Annotated in this window: 15 protein-coding genes and 1 tRNA gene; 9 read left to right on the forward strand and 7 right to left on the reverse strand. The window is 68.0% G+C overall.

Features of this window, described 5'->3' with window-relative positions:
• Positions 1-25: 25 nt before the first annotated feature.
• Both CAL11_RS05380 and CAL11_RS05385 read right to left on the reverse strand, forming a co-directional pair.
• Positions 26-1,585, reverse strand: a complete 1,560-nt coding sequence (locus CAL11_RS05380) for an ABC transporter substrate-binding protein (protein ID WP_086092355.1) — start codon at positions 1,583-1,585, stop codon at positions 26-28.
• 34 nt (positions 1,586-1,619) lie between these two features.
• Complete coding sequence (locus CAL11_RS05385) at positions 1,620-2,915, reverse strand: amino acid deaminase (protein WP_086092356.1); 1,296 nt, start codon at positions 2,913-2,915, stop codon at positions 1,620-1,622.
• 150 nt (positions 2,916-3,065) lie between these two features.
• Here CAL11_RS05385 and CAL11_RS05390 point away from each other — a divergent pair, with 150 nt between their 5' ends.
• The 4 genes from CAL11_RS05390 (at position 3,066) to CAL11_RS24465 (ending at position 6,453) form a co-directional block, all read left to right on the forward strand.
• Positions 3,066-4,406: a replication-associated recombination protein A gene (locus tag CAL11_RS05390; RefSeq protein ID WP_068926916.1), complete on the forward strand. Its 1,341-nt coding sequence runs from the start codon at positions 3,066-3,068 to the stop codon at positions 4,404-4,406.
• A gap of 46 nt (positions 4,407-4,452) precedes the next feature.
• Entirely contained in the window at positions 4,453-5,808 is a 1,356-nt protein-coding gene (gene serS, locus CAL11_RS05395) for a serine--tRNA ligase (RefSeq protein ID WP_033468097.1), read from the forward strand.
• Positions 5,809-6,086: 278 nt separating this feature from the next.
• A complete protein-coding gene (locus CAL11_RS24640; RefSeq protein WP_080699997.1) occupies positions 6,087-6,335 on the forward strand; it encodes a hypothetical protein in 249 nt (82 codons plus the stop codon).
• Positions 6,301-6,453 (forward strand): hypothetical protein, encoded by a 153-nt coding sequence (locus CAL11_RS24465; protein WP_167382414.1) that lies wholly within the window; start codon positions 6,301-6,303, stop codon positions 6,451-6,453. The genes CAL11_RS24640 and CAL11_RS24465 overlap by 35 nt, the downstream gene beginning before the upstream one ends.
• A gap of 67 nt (positions 6,454-6,520) precedes the next feature.
• On the opposite strand, the gene CAL11_RS05405 is transcribed toward CAL11_RS24465, so the two are convergent.
• Complete coding sequence (locus tag CAL11_RS05405; protein ID WP_003814024.1) at positions 6,521-6,838, reverse strand: virulence factor; 318 nt, start codon at positions 6,836-6,838, stop codon at positions 6,521-6,523.
• Between the two features lie 272 nt (positions 6,839-7,110).
• Positions 7,111-7,626, reverse strand: a complete 516-nt coding sequence (locus CAL11_RS05410) for a hypothetical protein (RefSeq protein WP_086092358.1) — start codon at positions 7,624-7,626, stop codon at positions 7,111-7,113.
• Between the two features lie 120 nt (positions 7,627-7,746).
• Here CAL11_RS05410 and CAL11_RS05415 point away from each other — a divergent pair, with 120 nt between their 5' ends.
• Positions 7,747-7,956, forward strand: a complete 210-nt coding sequence (locus CAL11_RS05415; RefSeq protein ID WP_164872498.1) for a hypothetical protein — start codon at positions 7,747-7,749, stop codon at positions 7,954-7,956.
• Between the two features lie 15 nt (positions 7,957-7,971).
• Here the strand turns inward: CAL11_RS05415 and CAL11_RS05420 are convergent, their stop codons facing one another.
• Positions 7,972-8,694, reverse strand: a complete 723-nt coding sequence (locus tag CAL11_RS05420; protein WP_086094515.1) for a GGDEF domain-containing protein — start codon at positions 8,692-8,694, stop codon at positions 7,972-7,974.
• Positions 8,695-9,095: 401 nt separating this feature from the next.
• On the opposite strand from CAL11_RS05420, the gene pgaA reads away from it, so the two are divergent.
• From pgaA to pgaD, 4 genes are read left to right on the forward strand one after another with little or no spacing between them, the layout of a single operon-like run.
• Positions 9,096-11,522, forward strand: a complete 2,427-nt coding sequence (pgaA, locus tag CAL11_RS05425; RefSeq protein WP_244172914.1) for a poly-beta-1,6 N-acetyl-D-glucosamine export porin PgaA — start codon at positions 9,096-9,098, stop codon at positions 11,520-11,522.
• Positions 11,523-11,528: 6 nt separating this feature from the next.
• A complete protein-coding gene (gene pgaB / locus CAL11_RS05430; RefSeq protein WP_086092360.1) occupies positions 11,529-13,562 on the forward strand; it encodes a poly-beta-1,6-N-acetyl-D-glucosamine N-deacetylase PgaB in 2,034 nt (677 codons plus the stop codon).
• On the forward strand, positions 13,555-14,892 hold the full coding sequence (pgaC, locus tag CAL11_RS05435; RefSeq protein ID WP_086092361.1) for a poly-beta-1,6-N-acetyl-D-glucosamine synthase: 1,338 nt from the start codon (positions 13,555-13,557) through the stop codon (positions 14,890-14,892). Before pgaB ends, pgaC begins: the two co-directional genes overlap by 8 nt.
• Positions 14,889-15,326 carry a poly-beta-1,6-N-acetyl-D-glucosamine biosynthesis protein PgaD gene (gene pgaD, locus CAL11_RS05440; protein ID WP_086092362.1) on the forward strand — a complete coding sequence of 146 codons (438 nt, stop codon included), beginning with the start codon at positions 14,889-14,891 and terminating at the stop codon, positions 15,324-15,326. Before pgaC ends, pgaD begins: the two co-directional genes overlap by 4 nt.
• A 283-nt stretch (positions 15,327-15,609) precedes the next feature.
• Here pgaD and CAL11_RS05450 read toward each other — a convergent pair whose 3' ends face one another.
• Both CAL11_RS05450 and CAL11_RS05455 read right to left on the reverse strand, forming a co-directional pair.
• Complete coding sequence (locus tag CAL11_RS05450; protein ID WP_003814020.1) at positions 15,610-16,269, reverse strand: MarC family protein; 660 nt, start codon at positions 16,267-16,269, stop codon at positions 15,610-15,612.
• Positions 16,270-16,455: 186 nt separating this feature from the next.
• Positions 16,456-16,545, reverse strand: a tRNA-Ser gene (locus tag CAL11_RS05455).
• Positions 16,546-16,680 lie beyond the last annotated feature (135 nt).

Genomic DNA, 16,680 nt, shown 5'->3' on the forward strand with positions numbered 1-16,680 from the left:
GGCCCGCACGCGCGCGGCAAGCGGCTTATTTGGCGGCTTTCCAGGCGTTCCAGAAGTACGGCCACGGCGCCGGGCGCACGCCGTTGAGCGCCGGCGAACGCGCGGACTGCGAGTTGAAGTCGCCGACCTTGATGAACGGAACTTCGTCGAACACCGCCTGCTGGACATCGGCCCAGCGCTTGACGCGCTCGTCCTGCGTGCGCGCCTGGTTGAACGCGTCGAGCACCTGGTTGCGGCGCGGCGTATCCCACCAGCCCGGGGCGTCCTTGGACGGGAAGTCGATCAGCGCCGGCTCCGGCAGGAACGGGCTGTGCGTGATGAAAATGTCCCACAGGGCGGGATCCTGGCGGCGTTGCGTCAGCGTCGCCCAGTCCACCACCTGCATGTCGACCTTGAACCCGGCCGCCTTCAGGTATTCGGCCGCCACCAGCGCCATCTTGTAATGGAACTCGTATTGCTGGCTGGTCAGGATGCGGATGGTGCGGTCCTGCAGGTTGGCCGAGTCGGCCAGCTTTTTGGCGCCGGCCGCGTCGCCCTGGTTGTAGACCTTGCCGCCCAGCTTGGTGGCCCAGGGAAAACCTTCCGGATACAGGTCGCCGTTCAGCTTGTAGAAGTCCTTGCTGCCGAACGCGGCGAACAGCATGTCCTCCTCGTTGAGCGCCCGCTGCACCGCCTGGCGCACCGCCAGGTTCGACATGATGCCTTGCCTGGTGTTGAGCACCAGGCGCGGCCAGCCGAAGGGCTTGAGCATGACCGGATCGGAGCGCCCGCCCTTGAGCTTGTCCAGCGACTCGACCGGCAGCGCGTCGACATAGTCGAACTGGCCGGCCACCGCGGCTTCGACGCGAGTATTGGCGTTGCTGACCGGCACGAAGCGGATCTCGTCCAGGTATTGCTTGCGCGCGCCGCCGTAGCCATCGGGTTCGCCCGGGCGCGACTGGTAGCCGTCGTAGCGGGTCAGCTGGATGTACTGGTCGGGTACGCGCGCCTTCAACTGGTAGGGGCCGGTGCCGATGAACTCGGCCAGGGTCGGGGCGATCTTCTCCGAGGGCAGGATCACCGCGGCGCTGTTGTTCATGGCCAGCAGGGCGGTCAGCGGCGCGTAGGGCTGCTTGAGGGTGATGCGCACGGTATGGGCGTCGGGCGCCTCGATGGCGGAGATCAGCTTGGCGGCCTGCTTGCCGCGCGAGGCGATCTCGGTCCAGCGCTTGAGCGACGCCAGCACGTCGGCGGAGTCCATGGCCGAGCCGTCGTGGAAGGTAATGCCGGGGCGCAGCGCAATGGTGTAGACCAGGCCGTCGGCGCTGATCTCGGGCAGCCTGTCGGCCAGCAGCGGCGTCAGGTTCCATTTGGCGTCGAAGGTGTACAGCGTTTCGAAGATGTGCTGGCTCAGGATGCCGACCAGGTCGGCCGTGCTGGTCATCGGGTCCAGGGTGGGCGGCTCGCCGATGGTGGCGACCGAGATCGTGCCGCCCTTGACGGGCGCGGCGCTACAGAGCGCGGCGCCGCCCAGGGCGGCCAGGCCGACCGCGCCGGCCAGTACCAGCCGCTGCAGGCGGCCACGACGGGAATTGCGCAAATCCATGAGTCTGTCTCCAGTGTGTGAACAACAAACTGCTTCAGAAATAGGTTTCCGCCACGCCGCTGACACGGTAGTCGTCGTCGAGCAGCAGCACCTGGCGCCACTTGTCGAACGTCAGGCAGGGGTGCGAGATGTCGAAGGCGATCATGTCGCCCACCGCGATGTCGTCGCCCGGCGCGATGTCCATGAACGCGTGCTGGTCCATCATGGCGGTCAGCTTCCAGTGTCCCGGCGCGGCCGCGGGCCGGTCGCCGGCCTGGCGCGCGGCGGCCACGGCCGGCGGACGGTAGTGCGCCGCCGGCGCCGGCAGACCGGCATCGAAGGCGGCGTCGCGCTTGCCCAGCGCCACGATCGCGCGCCCGGGTTCGGGCAGCGACTGCACGTAGGCCCAGACCTGCAGGGCCGGCATCAGGCCGGGGGCCATCTGGCGTGCGACGGGATTGCGCACGCCGATGCGCTCGGCCGCGCTGCGGTAGATGCCCACGTCGTGGCTTAGGTAGCAGCCCGGACGCAGCACGATATCGAGCGGCTGGCCGATATCCAGGCCGGCGAACTCCTCGGCCACCACGTCGAACCAGGCCGACCCCGCGCCGGACAGGATGGCCGGCCGGTCGCGCCACAGGCGCCCGCCGGCGGCCAGCTCATCGATCACCTTGGCCGCCTGGCGCAGGAAGGCGCGAATGGCGGCCTCATCCTGCAGCACGCCTTCGTAGATCTCCACGCCCGCCAGGGCCAGGGCGGCGGGCCAGCGCGCCAGTTCGTCCAGGATGGCCTGCAACTGGGGGGCGGTGCGCACGCCGGTGCGTCCGCCGGTCACGCCGAGTTCGATCAGAACCGGCAGGCGCAGCCCCTGTTCGCCAAAATAGCGGCCCAGTTGCGCGACGTTGGCCGGCGAATCGACCAGGCAGGAAAACTGGAAGCCGGGGTCGCGCAGCATGGATGCCACCAGGGCCATGTTGGCGCGTCCCACCAGCTGGTTGGCCATCAGCACCCGCCGTACCCCGCGGCGCCAGGCCGCGTGCGCCTGCGGCGCGGTGGCCAGCGTGATGCCCCAGGCGCCGCCGTCGAGCTGGCGCCGGAACAGCGCCGGGCTCATGGTGGTCTTGCCGTGCGGGGCCAGCTTCACGCCATAGGCCTGCATGAACTGCTGCATCCACGCCAGGTTGTGGCGGACGCGGCTTTCGTACAGGACGGCCACCGGCAGGCTGATATCCTCGTCCAGCAGGTTCCAGCCCAGGCGGGCGGCCTCGGTCGATGCGGTGCCTGGCTCGAATGAACCCAGGCCCTTGCCGTCCGGATCCAGGAGCGGGGCGGGGGCGGAAGCGGCTGGCATGAGGGCTCCTTGAAAATTTTTACCGATAAATCAGATAAAACAAATTATCTTGAAAAAAATTTACAGCGTGGAGTTGGGACTTTCCCTTAAGCAAGGCCGCAGCATGGTGTAATGCGCGTTGGATCCGCCCGTGTTTTTTCCCTGCTGTCCATGAGCAACGACCTGTTCGCCTCCGATCCGGCCCATCGGCCCTATGTGCCGCTGGCCGAACGCCTGCGGCCCCGCACGCTGTCCGATGTGGTCGGGCAGTCGCATCTGCTGGGGCCGGACAAACCGCTGCGCGTCGCGTTCGACTCGGGGCGGCCGCATTCGATGATCTTCTGGGGGCCGCCCGGCGTGGGCAAGACCACTCTCGCGCGCCTGATGGCAGACGGCTTCGATGCGCAGTTCATCGCCATTTCGGCCGTGCTGGGCGGCGTCAAGGACATCCGCGACGCGGTGGTGACCGCCCAGGTCGCGCAAGGGCAGGGGCGCCGCACGATCCTGTTCGTCGACGAGGTGCACCGCTTCAACAAGGCGCAGCAGGACGCCTTCCTGCCGTATGTGGAAAGCGGCCTGTTCACCTTCATCGGCGCCACCACCGAGAACCCTTCCTTCGAGGTCAACTCGGCGCTGCTGTCGCGGGCGCGCGTCTACGTGCTGCAGTCGCTGTCGGCCGAGGAGTTGGCGCAACTGGTCGACCGCGCCGTCGCCGCGCTCAACGAGGGCCTGGAGGACGGCCAGCAGATCCGCTTCGAGGCCGAGGCGCGCGAGCAACTGGCGGCCTGGGCCGACGGCGACGCGCGCCGCCTGATCAGCGCGGTCGAGGTGGTGGCCGAGTCCGCCCAGGCCGCCGGGCGCGACAGCGTCGACGCGGCCTGGCTGGAAACCTCGCTGTCGCAGAACCTGCGCCGCTTCGACAAGGGGGGCGACGCGTTCTACGACCAGATCAGCGCGCTGCACAAGTCGGTGCGCGGTTCCGACCCGGACGCCGCGTTGTACTGGCTGGCCCGCATGCTCGACGGCGGCGCCGATCCCAAGTACCTGGCGCGCCGCCTGGTGCGCATGGCGATCGAGGATATCGGGCTGGCCGATCCGCGCGCCACCGAGCTGGCCATCAATGGGGCCGACATCTACGAACGCCTGGGTTCGCCCGAAGGCGAACTGGCGCTGGCGCAGGCGGTGGTCTACATGGCCTGTGCGGCCAAGTCCAATGCGGTCTACAACGCGTACAACGCCGCGCGCAAGTTCGCGGCCGAGCATGGCAGCGCGCCGGTGCCCTTGCACCTGCGCAATGCGCCCACCAAGCTGATGAAGCAGCTTGGCCATGGCAAGGCCTACCGCTACGCCCACGACCAGCCGCATGCCTATGCCGCGGACGAGCAATATTTCCCCGATGGCCTCGATCCCACCTTCTACCGGCCGACCGACCGGGGGCTGGAGGCTAAAATCCAGCAGAAGCTGGCATTCCTGGATGAGCTGGACGCCCAGGAACGCGCCAGGAAACGGTAGCGGCGCGACCGCCGCCGCCGTGATTGCCAACCCTCACTGACACACCATGCTAGATCCGATACTGCTGCGCAAAGACCTGCAAACCGTCGTCGACCGCCTCAAGAGCCGTGGCGTCGATTTCGACACCGCCCGGTTCAACGAGCTGGAGTCCCGCCGCAAGGCCGTCCAGACCGAAACCGAGTCGCAGCAGGCGCGCCGCAATGCCCTGGCCAAGCAGATCGGCCAGCTCAAGGGCAAGGGCGCGCCCGAAGCGGAAGTACAGGCCGTGATGGCCGAGTCGCAGGCCTTGCCGGCCCGGCTCAAGGCGCTCGAAGACGAGCTGGCCGAGATACAGGCGCAACTCAACGACCTGCTGATGTCCGTGCCCAACCTGCCGCACGCCAGCGTGCCGCAGGGCGCGTCCAGCGACGAGAACGTCGAGGTGCGGCGCTGGCTGCCGGGCGCGTCCGACGAGCGCGGCAACCCCGCGGCGCTGGGTTTCGAGGCGCGGGACCACGTGGCGGTGGGCGAGCCGCTGGGCCTGGATTTCGACCTGGCCGCACGGCTGTCGGGCGCGCGTTTTTCCTTCATGCGCGGCCAGATGGCGCGCCTGCACCGCGCGCTGGCGCAGTTCATGCTGGACCTGCAGACCGGCACGCACGGCTACACCGAGTGCTACACGCCGTACATCGTCAATAGCTCGACGCTGTACGGCACCGGCCAACTGCCCAAGTTCAAGGACGACATGTTCTTCGTCACCAAGGGCGGCGGCGACGACGAGCCCAGGGTCGACGAGCAGGGCAACCCGCTGGCGCGCGAAGACCAATACCTGATCTCGACCTCGGAGATCACCCTGACCAGCGTGGTGCGCGAGACCATCGTGGCCGGCGCCGACCTGCCGCTGCGCCTGACCGCGCATACGCCGTGCTTTCGCTCCGAGGCGGGCAGCGGCGGGCGCGATACGCGCGGCATGATCCGCCAGCACCAGTTCGACAAGGTCGAGATGGTGCAGATCGCCCATCCCGAGCGTTCGTACGAGGCGCTCGAGGAGATGGTCGGCCATGCCGAGCGCGTCCTGCAGCTGCTGGAACTGCCGTACCGCGTCATGCTGCTGTGCACCGGCGACATGGGTTTCGGCTCGGCCAAGACGTACGACCTGGAAGTCTGGCTGCCGGCGCAGGATACCTGGCGCGAGATATCCTCGGTTTCCAACTGCGAAACCTTCCAGGCGCGCCGCATGCAGGCCCGCTTCCGCAACGCGCAGAACAAGCCCGAATACGTGCATACGCTCAATGGGTCCGGGCTGGCCGTGGGCCGCGCCCTGGTGGCCGTGCTGGAAAACTGCCAGCAGGCCGACGGCAGCGTGCGGGTGCCGGCCGTGCTGCAGCCGTATATGGGCGGCCTGGCGGTGCTCAAGCCTTGAGGCGGCAGCGCCGTGAATGAATGAAAAACGGAACCCGCGGGTTCCGTTTTTCATGCTGGCAGGCCGCCATGCGCGTATTGCGGCGGCGCGCAACTGGTACAAACGCGGCTGGGGGTTTTCCCGGGTTAGCCACAAATTTGTCGCTTTTGGCAGGTAATCTCCGTAGAACAGCCTAAGTTGATGTGAATAAATGTGTACCGGCAATAAACAGGGCCATATCTGCGGCAAAATATCGCCTGGCAACACGTCCCCTTCATTTCAATAAAGGAAGCTGTTTTATGACTTCGCGAATGATTGGCGATTTTCGCGTCAGGTGTACCGTCGTTCAGGAAGAGGGCAATCAGTACAGCGTGCAGATCTGCACGCGCCGCGTTGGCGGCAATGCGCCCGAGAAATGCTGGACGGTGCCGGGCCAGGTTTCTTACCAGGACCGCGCGGACGCCGAGCGAACGAGCCAGCAGATCTTTGAAAGAATCAATGGAGTACGTTTCAATGGTGAACCGGAATTCGCACACGCGTCCGCATAACGGCTGGTGGAAGGCCTCCAGCGCGCCGCGCCGCTGGCTCGACGCCATGCGCAGCGACAAGCCCGCCGAGGGGCAGACGGCCGCGCCAGCCGCCAAGGCCCGCGCTCAACAGGCCTGAATCCAGCCGTGCCGCAAAAAAGCCGCCCATCCGGGCGGCTTTTTCATTGATCTGCGGCGATTGCCGTTCAATCGCGCCAGTGGCCGCGACCATGGCCGCGGTGGCCGCGATGGCCACGGTCATAGTGCCGGTGCCCCTTGTAGTAGCGGGGGCCGCCATAGTAGACGGGCGCCGGATAGACCACCTGCGGGCGCACATAGACCGGCGCCGGGTAGTGCACCACGGGCGGCGGGGCATAGACCGGGGCGGGCGCCACATACACGGGCGCGGGGTACACCACGCCCGGGATGCCGATCGACACCCCGATGTCCACACGGGCCAGGGCGGCGCTGGAGAGCATGAGTCCGGCAGCGCCGATGCCGGCAGCAACGAACCACTTTTTCATTTTTCACCTGCCTTGCTGCGCGTGCAGCCAAGTTGACTAATCGACGGGCCTATTTTCGGCGGTTTTCCCTGTGAAGTTGTGAGAACGGCCTGCGCAATGGCGACAATCCGCAACCGCCGGCGGTACGGGGCGCCGCCGTTTGCTGCGTTGCGGCAAAGTGGCCCCCCTCGGGCAAAAGCGGCTTTGAAATGGGTTGAAACGCGGGGGGCGGCAGGGGGTGCGCCGGGGGACGTTACATTTTCACACCTTGCGTGGTCCGCCCGCCACGGGGATTACCGACCGTTCTGGTTCAGCAGGCGGAATTCCAGCACCCATACCCAGGGATTGGCCGCCCAGGCGCGCGCGCCATAGCGTTCGCACCAGGCCAGCGCAAACGCGGCCTGCGGCGGTGTTTCCGGCAGGAATTCGCCCAGCCGCGATGCGGCGGCGAAGCCTTCGGCCGCCGCGTCGGCCTCGTTGATGGCTTGCAGGCGCTGGATGCGCACCCCCATCAGGATGGCCCGGCCGAACGGCTGGCCCGATTCGTGGGCCAGGTCGATCAGGTCGCCGGGCTTGCCATAGGGGCATACCAGCCATTTCGATACGGTCTGCGTGGCGTTGGCGTCATCCGGGCGAGCCGTGGCTGCGATCCAGCGTTCGGCGCGAGCGGGATCGCAGTACCAAAGCGTGGCGGCCGGCGGGGGCTGCGGCTTGACGATCCGGCGTGTCTGCCGCTGCTGGCCGGCCTTGATGGCTTGTATCGACGCGCTCGCGAACACGAGCGGTGACGTACGCGGGCCGGGTGTCATGCCTGGCAGTATGCGCGCATTCGCGCCCTGGGGACACTGGCGTTTCGTCCAGGCAACGTTCCGCCCGCCGCTCTTGCGCTGCGTCAAGCCATATGCATGCCTTGTTTGTATACTCAAGGCATGACGAATACGACCCACGACCTCAAGCCCGGGTACTACTGGTACACCATGGAAAACGATCCGTTGGCCATCATTCACATCCATGAAGATGGCGGCGCGACCTTGATGGGTACGGACTACCGCGTGGAGCCCGAAGGCGTCGCCAGCATGATCCGCCAGGGCGAACGCTTTTTCTGGATCGAGCCGCCGGTCGTCAGCCAGGAAGGCTGACCGGCCGCGGGCCCGTCACGCGTCAGCCGTGCGGCTGGCGATCAGGTGCAGGCGATTCTTGCCGGCCTGCTTGGCACGGTAGAGCGCCCGGTCCGCATCGCTGTAGGCCTGCTCCCAAGTCAGCGAGACGCCAGGAGCGATCCACGCCAAACCAAAGGTGGCCGTGACATGGCGCGGCCCATCCGGCGTGTCCAGCGGCGCAATGGCGCGTATCGCGTCGAGCACGCGCTGGGCCTGCGCAAGCGCCGCCGACGCGCTGGGCGCCGACAGCACCGCGGCGAACTCGTCGCCGCCCACCCGGCACAGGTCATCGCTGGTGCGGCGCATGCAGCGGCGCGCCGCCAGCGCCACGCGGCGCAGCAGGTAGTCGCCGGCGAAGTGGCCGTGGCGGTCGTTGATGGTCTTGAAATTGTCGATATCGAACAGGCACAGCGCCAGCCCGCCGCCACGCACGCGTTCGCGCAGCGCATCGCGCAGCATGGTGGCGAAGTAGCGCCGGTTGTACGCCCCGGTCAGGTCGTCGGTCAGCGCCAGGCGGCGCAGCCGCGCATTTTCCAGCTCCAGCGTGTCCACCTGGGCCTGCAGTTCCTGCAGCGTCGCGGCGCCGGCCGCCAGCGGTTGCGGATAGCGGCGCCGGGGCATGGCCGCTTCGGCGCGCAGGTAATTGGCGCTGGCACGGCAGTTGGCACGCGGGGATTTGCGCTGATCGTTCATGATGAGTGGCGGATGCCCGGTCATGGATGTGGCGTCGGTGTTGTCCAGCCTCGCCGTTGCCATCCCTCCGGTTCTGATAAGTCGCATGTTGTTTTTCGGAGCAGGGGTTTCCGTTACCGGTGAGATGCCGATCCCACCACCAAGCGTAGGCTACGGCGTTTTGCTTGAAACCTCTACGGTTCGGCTGTCAACAATTGTCAACACGGGACTTCCCGCCTTCCAGGCTGCTTCAAAGTAGCGCCCATCGCCTTCGCCGGCCTTGCGCGCATCCGTCGTTTCCCTCGATGTGTTCGCCCGGCGGGGCAAGCTGAGTCCTCGCCGCCGGGTTTCCGTGCGCGCGGCGAGGGTCCGACAACCAGCCGGCTCGGGCCTGCCGCGCCGCGCGTTTCGCGCGGCGGGTGCGGGCGCGGCCGGCGTGGAAACACATGATGAAGCGCAGATCGGTATTGCTATGCCTGGCCATGGCGTCATCGGCGGCGGGCGCCGCGGATATCGCCAACTATGACGAACTGATGGAACGGGCCCGTGGCGGCGACTACGGGCCGGCCCTGCTTGCCCTGCGCGCGGCGCCCCTGCAGGGGCGCGCGCTCAATGACTACATCGCCGTATCGGGCTGGGCCGGCAGGCGCGACGATGTCATCCGGGCCTACGAATCCTATGGCCGTGGCGTGGCCCTGCCAGACTATTCCCTGTTGCAGGTGGCGCGGGCCTATCGTGACGATCGCCGCTGGGATGATGCGCTGGCCGTGTACGAGGATGGCGCGCGGCGCTTCGCGCGCGACGACGCCTTCGGGCAGGGGGCGGTCATGACGATGGCCGACGCGGGGCGCCTGGACGAGGCGCTCGAGCGCGCGGAGGAACAGGTGCGCCAGCGGCCGGCCGATCCGGACCGGCGGCTGACGCTGTCCTACGTCCAGACGCGCCGCGGCGAGGTGTTCGCCGCGCTGGCCGAAGCCGACCGGGCGTACGAGCTCGCGCCCGGCAGGACTGATGTCGTGCGCGAGTACATCCTGGCGCTGCGCGGCGCGCGCATGGCCGGACCCGCGTTGCGCGTCGCGGATGCCCATCCGGCGGCGGTGGATGCGCGCCTGCTGCGCCGCCTGCAGGGCGATGCGGTCGCCGAACAGGTGCGCATGGCCGCCTTGCCATCGCGCGGCGAGGCCGAACGCTTTGTCATTGCCGACCGCGCGCTGGCCGCCTATGACCGCCTGAAGGCGCAATGGGGCGCGCTGCAGCCGCCGCCCGAGGCCGACCTGACGCGCATCCGCGTCGATCGGCTGGGCGCCTTGCATGCGCGGGTGCGCATGCGCGAGGTGGTGGACGAGTACGAGGCGCTGCGTGCGCAGGGCGCCCGTGTGCCGGCCTATGCGCTCAGCGATGTGGCCTCGGCCTACCTGTACCTGCGGCAACCCGAGCAGGCGCGCGAGATTTACCGGCAGGCCCTGCAGGCTTCGTCCACCGGCGGCGACGATGACGCCTGGCTGGAGGATGAAACCGGCCTGTACTACGCGTTGGCCGAAGCCGAGACATTCGGGCCCGCCGACGCGGTAGTGCAGTCCGCGCATGCGCGCCAGCCCATCTGGAACTACGAGCGCGGGCTGGAGACGCGCGTACCCAACGAGCGCAAGCTGGCCGCCGACCGCACCCTGGCCATGTCGCGCCTGTACGCCGGCGATACGCGCAACGCCCAGCAGTCGTTCGACCATATGGTGGGCATGGCGCCGAACAATACCGGCCTGCTGGTCGAGCGCGCCCAGGTGCTGCGGGCGCGCGAGCTGCCCAGGGCGGCCGAGCGCGACCTGAAGATGGCCGAGACGCTGGCTCCGCGCGAACCCCTGGTCGAGACCGGCCAGGGATTCACCGCGCTGGATCTGCAGGAGTGGCGCCAGGCGGAGATGCTGCGCGACGACATGGTGGCGCGCTATCCGGAGGATCTGGGCGTGCGGCGGCTGGACCGCGAATGGCAAGTGCACAACAAGGCCGAGCTGCGGATCGCCGGCTACCGGGGCCTGGCCTCCGACAGCCCGGTTTCGGGCAGTCGCGATTTCGGCATCGACGCCGTGCTGTACTCGCCGCCGCTGGACTACAACTGGCGCCCCTTCGTCGGCGGCGGCTATGCCACCGGCGATTTCGACGAGGGCCGCGCCGACTACCGCTGGGTCCGCGCCGGCCTGCAATGGCGCGCCCGCGACCTGACGGTGCAGGCCGAGGTCTCGAACAACCTCTACGGCCACGGCGCCAAGGTCGGGGCCGGCCTGACGGCGGCCTACGATATCGACGACAACTGGCAGGTGGGCGGCGGCGCGGCGCTGCGTTCGCGCGCGACGCCATTGCGCGCGCTGAAGAACAACGTCTATGCCGATAGCGTCGAGGCGTATGCGCGCTGGCGCGCCGACGAGCGGCGCGAATGGCGCTTCGGGCTGACCCCCTCGCGCTTTTCCGATGGCAATCGCCGCGTCGAGGCCGTGGTCGAAGGGCGCGAACGCCTGCATACCGCGCCGCACGCGCGGACCGACGCGCTGCTGGAGCTGTCCGCCTCGCATAACACGCGTACCGATGCGCCGTACTTCAATCCGCGCTCGGACCTGACCGTGCTGCCCGCGCTGCAGCTTACCCACTTGCTGCACCGGCGCTACGAGACGGTGTGGGAACAGCAGTTCACCGCCGGCGCCGGCGCTTATCTGCAGCGTGGTTATGGCGCCGGCGCGATCGGCATGCTGGCCTATGGCCAGCGCTATCGCGCCAACGATGTGTTCGAGGTGGGCGCCACGGTGTCGGGCCTGACCCGCCCCTATGACGGCGAGCGCGAGCGCGAGCTGCGCGTCGTTTTCGATATGACTATCCGGTTCTGAACCCGCATGAAAACCCTTCTTTCCATCTTGCTCGCGCGCTGGCGCGTCGTCGCCGCGCTGTTGGCCGCCAGCTTCGCGCTGGCGGGCTGCGCCAAGGACATCCCGGTGTTCACGCCGCCGGCGCAGCGCGCGGTCGAGCGCGTCGACCAGCCCTGGGCCGGCGGCCTGCTGACGCTGGCCTATCACGACGTCGAGGACCGCGACCCCGACCAGACCTATCTCAGCGTGCGCACCGATCATCTGGTCGAGCAACTGACCTGGCTGCGCGAGAACGGCTACCAGGCGGTGTCGGTCGATCAGATCCTGGCCGCGCGCGACGGCGGCGCGCCCCTGCCGCCGCGCGCCGTACTGCTCAGCTTCGACGACGGCTATCGCAACTTCTACACGCGCGTGTTCCCCATCATGAAGGCCTTTCAATGGCCGTTCGTGATCGCACCGGTCGGGGTGTGGATCGACACGCCCGCCGGGCAGCCGGTGGATTTCGGCGGCAAGCAGGTCGAACGCGAACGATTCCTGAACTGGGACGAGGTGCGCGAGATGGCGCGCTCCAACCTGGTCGAAGTGGCCGTACATACCGACAATCTGCACTACGGCGTGCGCGCCAATCCGCAGGGCAACGAGCAACCCGCGGCGTCCACCCGCGTCTATGACCCGCGCACGGGCGAATACGAGAGCGAGGCAGCCTACGAGGCCCGTCTGCGGCGCGACGCCCGCGCCATCACCGACAAGCTGCGCAAGGTCACGGGCAAGACGCCGCGCGTCTGGGTGTGGCCCTATGGGGCGGCCAGCGGCACGGCCTTGCGCATCGTCGGCGAGCAGGGCTACGACATGGCGCTGACGCTGGAGGACGGCCTGGGGTCGGTCAACCGCCTGATGAGCGCGCCGCGCGTCCTGCTGTCGGGCGACCCGCGCACGCGCGGCTTCGCCACGGCGGTGCTCAGCACGGAGGCGCGGCCGGTCATGCGTGTGGCGCACGTGGACCTGGACTACGTCTATGACCCCGACCCTCAGCAGATGGACCGCAACCTGGGCGAACTGGTGCAGCGCATCGCGGACCTCAATATCACCACGGTGTTCCTGCAGGCCTATGCCGACCCGCGCGGCGACGGGCTGGTGCAATCGGTCTACTTTCCGAACCGCTGGCTGCCCATGCGCGCCGATCTGTTCAACCGCACCGCCTGGCAGCTCAAGAGCCGCGCCCGCGACGTGGATGTCTACGCCTGGATGCCCGTGCTCAGCTACGATCTGGACAGCGCGCTGCCGCGCGTGACGCGGGCCGGCGGCGACGGCGGTCCGGCGCAGGTCGATCCGGACCAGTACCGGCGGCTGTCGCCGTTCGACGCCCGGGTGCGCCAGCGCATCGGCGAACTGTACGAGGACCTGGCGCGCCACGCCGCGTTCGACGGCATCCTGTTCCACGACGACGCCATCCTCGGCGACTTCGAGGATGCCGGCCCGCAGGCCCTGGCCGCCTACCGGGCGGCCGGCCTGCCGGACTCCATCGCCGCGCTGCGCGGCGACCCGGACACCCTGCGGCGCTGGACCCGGTTCAAGAGCCGCCACCTGGTGGATTTCACGCACGAACTGGCGCAGCGCGTGCGCGCCATCCGCGGCCCGCAGATCAAGACCGCGCGCAACATCTTCGCCATGCCCATCCTCGAGCCGGAAAGCGAAGCCTGGTTCGCGCAGAATCTCGACGATTTCCTGCAGGCCTATGACTGGACCGCCCCGATGGCCATGCCGCTGATGGAAGGCGTGCCGCCGGCGCAGGCCGGGCGCTGGCTCGACCGCATCGTCGATGCCGTGGCGCGCCGGCCCGGCGCATTGGACCGTACCGTGTTCGAACTGCAGGCGCGCGACTGGAGCCGGCCCGGCGAGCCGCTGGTCGACAGCGCCACCCTGGCCGGCTGGATGCGGCGGCTGCAACTGCGCGGCGCGCGCAGCTTTGGCTACTACCCCGACGATTTCGCCCGCAATGCGCCGCGCCTGGATGTGATCCGGCCCGCGCTCTCCAACGCCTGGTATCCCCATCATGATTGATCGCATCCTCGCCTTCCTGGTGCTGTGCATCGTGCTCGGCGCGCCCTTTGGCGTGGCGCTGGGCATGACCGGCGATGTCATCCTGGAATTCGTGTTCTTCTATCCCTTGTTCATGTCGGCGCTCTGGATGAGCGGCGGGTTGTATTTCTGGCTGCATTGGGAACGCCACTGGCGCGTCGGCGACCAGGCCGAGCCGCCGGTTCTGGCCGGCGAACCGCTGGTCTCCATCCTGGTGCCGTGCTTCAACGAAGCGGAAAACGGCGAGGCGACCCTGCTGGCCGCGCTTGGGCAGCGCTATCCCAATATCGAAGTCATCGCCATCAACGATGGCTCGAGCGACGCCACCGGCGCCTTGCTCGACCGGCTGGCCGCCACGCACCGGCGCCTGCGCGTGGTGCACCTGGCGCACAACCAGGGCAAGGCCATGGCGCTGCGCATGGGCGCCCTGGCCGCCCGCAGCGAATACCTGGTCTGCATCGACGGCGACGCCTTGCTGGACCCGGACGCCGCCGCCTACCTGGTGGCGCCGCTGATCGCGCATCCGCGCGTCGGCGCCGTGACGGGGAACCCGCGCGTACGCACCCGTTCCACCCTGGTCGGCCGCATCCAGGTCGGCGAGTTTTCCTCCATCATCGGCCTGATCAAGCGCACCCAGCGCGTCTACGGTCAGGTGTTCACGGTCTCGGGCGTGGTGGCGGCGTTCAGGCGCGGCGCGCTCGATCGCGTCGGCTACTGGAGCCTGGACATGATCACCGAGGACATCGACATCAGCTGGAAGCTGCAGCGCGACCATTGGTCGGTGTTCTACGAGCCGCGCGCGCTGTGCTGGATACTGATGCCCGAGACGCTGCGCGGGCTGTGGAAGCAGCGCCTGCGCTGGGCGCAGGGCGGCGCCGAGGTGTTCCTGAAGAACATGCGCAGCATCTGGGGCTGGCGCCATCGCCGCCTGTGGCCCATGGTGTTCGAGTTCTGCCTGTCCACCGTCTGGGCCTTCGCCTTCGCGCTGTCCATCGTCCTGTGGGCCCTGGGCCATGTGGTGGACCTGCCCGCGCACGTGCGCATCGAAACGCTGGCCCCGCCGGCCTTCACCGGCATGGTGCTGGCCCTGATGTGCCTGCTGCAGTTCGCCATCAGCGTACTCATAGACCGGCGCTACGAGCCGGCCCTGTGGCGCTCGCTCTACTGGGTGATCTGGTATCCCGCGGCCTACTGGATGGTCAGCCTGGCGACGACGCTGGTCAGCTTCCCCAAAGTCATGCTCAGGATCCGGCGCCAGCGCGCCCGCTGGACCAGCCCGGACCGCGGCATCAAACGGAATACCCAATCATGATCATCAAGACCCCCCGTTCCCGCCTCGCGGCGGCCATCGACGCGCTGCTGACGGCCCTGGCCTGGTTCGGCTTCTTCTACCTGTTCGGCGCGGGCCTGCTGGCCGTGCTGCAAGGCGCCCGCGGCGCACCCGAGATCGGCTGGGCCGCGCGCGTGCTGCCGTCGCTGGCGACCCTGGGCGTCTACCTTGCCGTGGCCTTGCTCAATGCCGCGGTGCTGGTGGCCTGGGCCCGCTACAACGCCATGCGCTACGGCGGGCTGGATCGCCGCCGCGCGCCGGACCCGCTCGGCGACCGGGACCTGGCGCGCAGCTTCGGCGTGGATCGCGCCCAGCGCGCGCGCATCGCCGGCGCCAAGTCGCTGACCGTTCACCACACCGAAGACGGGCGCATCCGCGCGCTGGATTTCGAACGCCTTGGCTACGCCGCCGCCTGACACCGGAAAGCGGGCCGCTGCAAGAGTGTGATATATGTCACGTCTTATTTTGCGGAGAGGGGCAGGTAGGTGCACGCGACGCGCGAAGGTCGATCGGTCTGGTATGGGGACAGGCGCTATGAGTTCCTGTCGATAGAGCAGGCGATGGGATTCGTCAGGTTTCTGGACCAGGGCAAGGACCTGGATCATGCCTGCCGCATCTGGAGACCCAAGCGCATATACGCGGGCGTTGGCGTCTGTGGCGAGCGTCCCGCGTCCGACGGGCAGGCGGCCTGACGCAGCCTCAGCCGTGGCCGATGATCGGACGCAGGAATTGTTCCAGTCCGGTCAGCATGATCTGCACGCCCACGCACAGCAACAGGAACGCCGATACCCGGGTGACGATGCGCGTGCCGTCCGCGCCCAGGTAGCGCGCCAGCGTGCCGGCGCGGCTATAGGCGAGATACACCGTGGCGGCCACCGCCATGGTGATCAGTACCGACGCCAGGCTGGCCAGCAGGAAGTCGCGCAATTCGTTGGTGCGGTTGGCGCTCAGGGCGATGGTCGCCGCGACCGTGCCCGGGCCGGTGGTCAACGGCATGGTAAGCGGGAAGAACACCATCTCGCGCGCCATGCTGGGCGTGATCTGCTGCAGCGCCTGGGCCTGCGGGTGCGGCTCCGGGGCGTTGAGCATGGCCCAGCCGGACACCGCCACCGACAGGCCGCCCGCCACGCGCAGCGCCTCCAGTGAAATGCCGAACAGGTGCAGGATGTAGGCGCCGATGAAAAACGTCACCAGCAGCAGGAACATGGCGTTGAGCGCCACGCTGTAGGCCAGCCGGGCGCGCTCCTCGGGCGTGAGCGTGGCGGTCTTGTTCAGGAAGACGAAAGCCAGGCCCAGCGGATTGATGATGCTGATGAGCGTGGTGTAGCCGAACAGGATCTCCGACACGAAATTACCCATGTTCTTCCTCGTGGCCGTCGGGGCGCAGCCAGTGTCCGCGCTTTTGCGCCGCCATGCAAGCGGGCCGCCGGCCATGGAACATGGGGCGGGGCTCGCGTCGTGGGCTTGCGGGCGCAAAAAAACCCCGTAGACGCTCGGTTCTACGGGGTTTTCCTGGCTATTCCAGGATTTGCCTGGAACAGAATCTGGCGGAGAGGGTGGGATTCGAACCCACGATACGCCTAAACGTATACCGGATTTCGAGTCCGGCGCATTCGACCACTCTGCCACCTCTCCGGGGTGTGCTGTCTTGCCTGTGTGTTTGCTGTCTGTGCGCATGGGTTGTGGTCATGGCCCTGGGCAATCTCCCCGCCGGCATTTCTGCGCGGGATCCAGCAAAGCCAGCTATTCTACCTGAAAATTTCTGGTCAT

This window comes from Bordetella genomosp. 6, assembly GCF_002119705.1.
In the GTDB taxonomy this organism is placed as follows: Bacteria; Pseudomonadota; Gammaproteobacteria; order Burkholderiales; family Burkholderiaceae_B; genus Bordetella; species Bordetella bronchiseptica_F.

What these genes read in the sequence shown, in the direction of transcription:
- CAL11_RS05380 (WP_086092355.1), bottom strand. Translation starts at nt 1,585, where the DNA reads ATGGATTTGCGCAATTCCCGTCGTGGCCGCCTGCAGCGGCTGGTACTG.
- CAL11_RS05385 (WP_086092356.1), bottom strand. Translation starts at nt 2,915, where the DNA reads ATGCCAGCCGCTTCCGCCCCCGCCCCGCTCCTGGATCCGGACGGCAAG.
- CAL11_RS05390 (WP_068926916.1), top strand. Translation starts at nt 3,066, where the DNA reads ATGAGCAACGACCTGTTCGCCTCCGATCCGGCCCATCGGCCCTATGTG.
- serS (WP_033468097.1), top strand. Translation starts at nt 4,453, where the DNA reads ATGCTAGATCCGATACTGCTGCGCAAAGACCTGCAAACCGTCGTCGAC.
- CAL11_RS24640 (WP_080699997.1), top strand. Translation starts at nt 6,087, where the DNA reads ATGACTTCGCGAATGATTGGCGATTTTCGCGTCAGGTGTACCGTCGTT.
- CAL11_RS24465 (WP_167382414.1), top strand. Translation starts at nt 6,301, where the DNA reads ATGGTGAACCGGAATTCGCACACGCGTCCGCATAACGGCTGGTGGAAG.
- CAL11_RS05405 (WP_003814024.1), bottom strand. Translation starts at nt 6,838, where the DNA reads ATGAAAAAGTGGTTCGTTGCTGCCGGCATCGGCGCTGCCGGACTCATG.
- CAL11_RS05410 (WP_086092358.1), bottom strand. Translation starts at nt 7,626, where the DNA reads ATGACACCCGGCCCGCGTACGTCACCGCTCGTGTTCGCGAGCGCGTCG.
- CAL11_RS05415 (WP_164872498.1), top strand. Translation starts at nt 7,747, where the DNA reads ATGACGAATACGACCCACGACCTCAAGCCCGGGTACTACTGGTACACC.
- CAL11_RS05420 (WP_086094515.1), bottom strand. Translation starts at nt 8,694, where the DNA reads ATGACCGGGCATCCGCCACTCATCATGAACGATCAGCGCAAATCCCCG.
- pgaA (WP_244172914.1), top strand. Translation starts at nt 9,096, where the DNA reads ATGATGAAGCGCAGATCGGTATTGCTATGCCTGGCCATGGCGTCATCG.
- pgaB (WP_086092360.1), top strand. Translation starts at nt 11,529, where the DNA reads ATGAAAACCCTTCTTTCCATCTTGCTCGCGCGCTGGCGCGTCGTCGCC.
- pgaC (WP_086092361.1), top strand. Translation starts at nt 13,555, where the DNA reads ATGATTGATCGCATCCTCGCCTTCCTGGTGCTGTGCATCGTGCTCGGC.
- pgaD (WP_086092362.1), top strand. Translation starts at nt 14,889, where the DNA reads ATGATCATCAAGACCCCCCGTTCCCGCCTCGCGGCGGCCATCGACGCG.
- CAL11_RS05450 (WP_003814020.1), bottom strand. Translation starts at nt 16,269, where the DNA reads ATGGGTAATTTCGTGTCGGAGATCCTGTTCGGCTACACCACGCTCATC.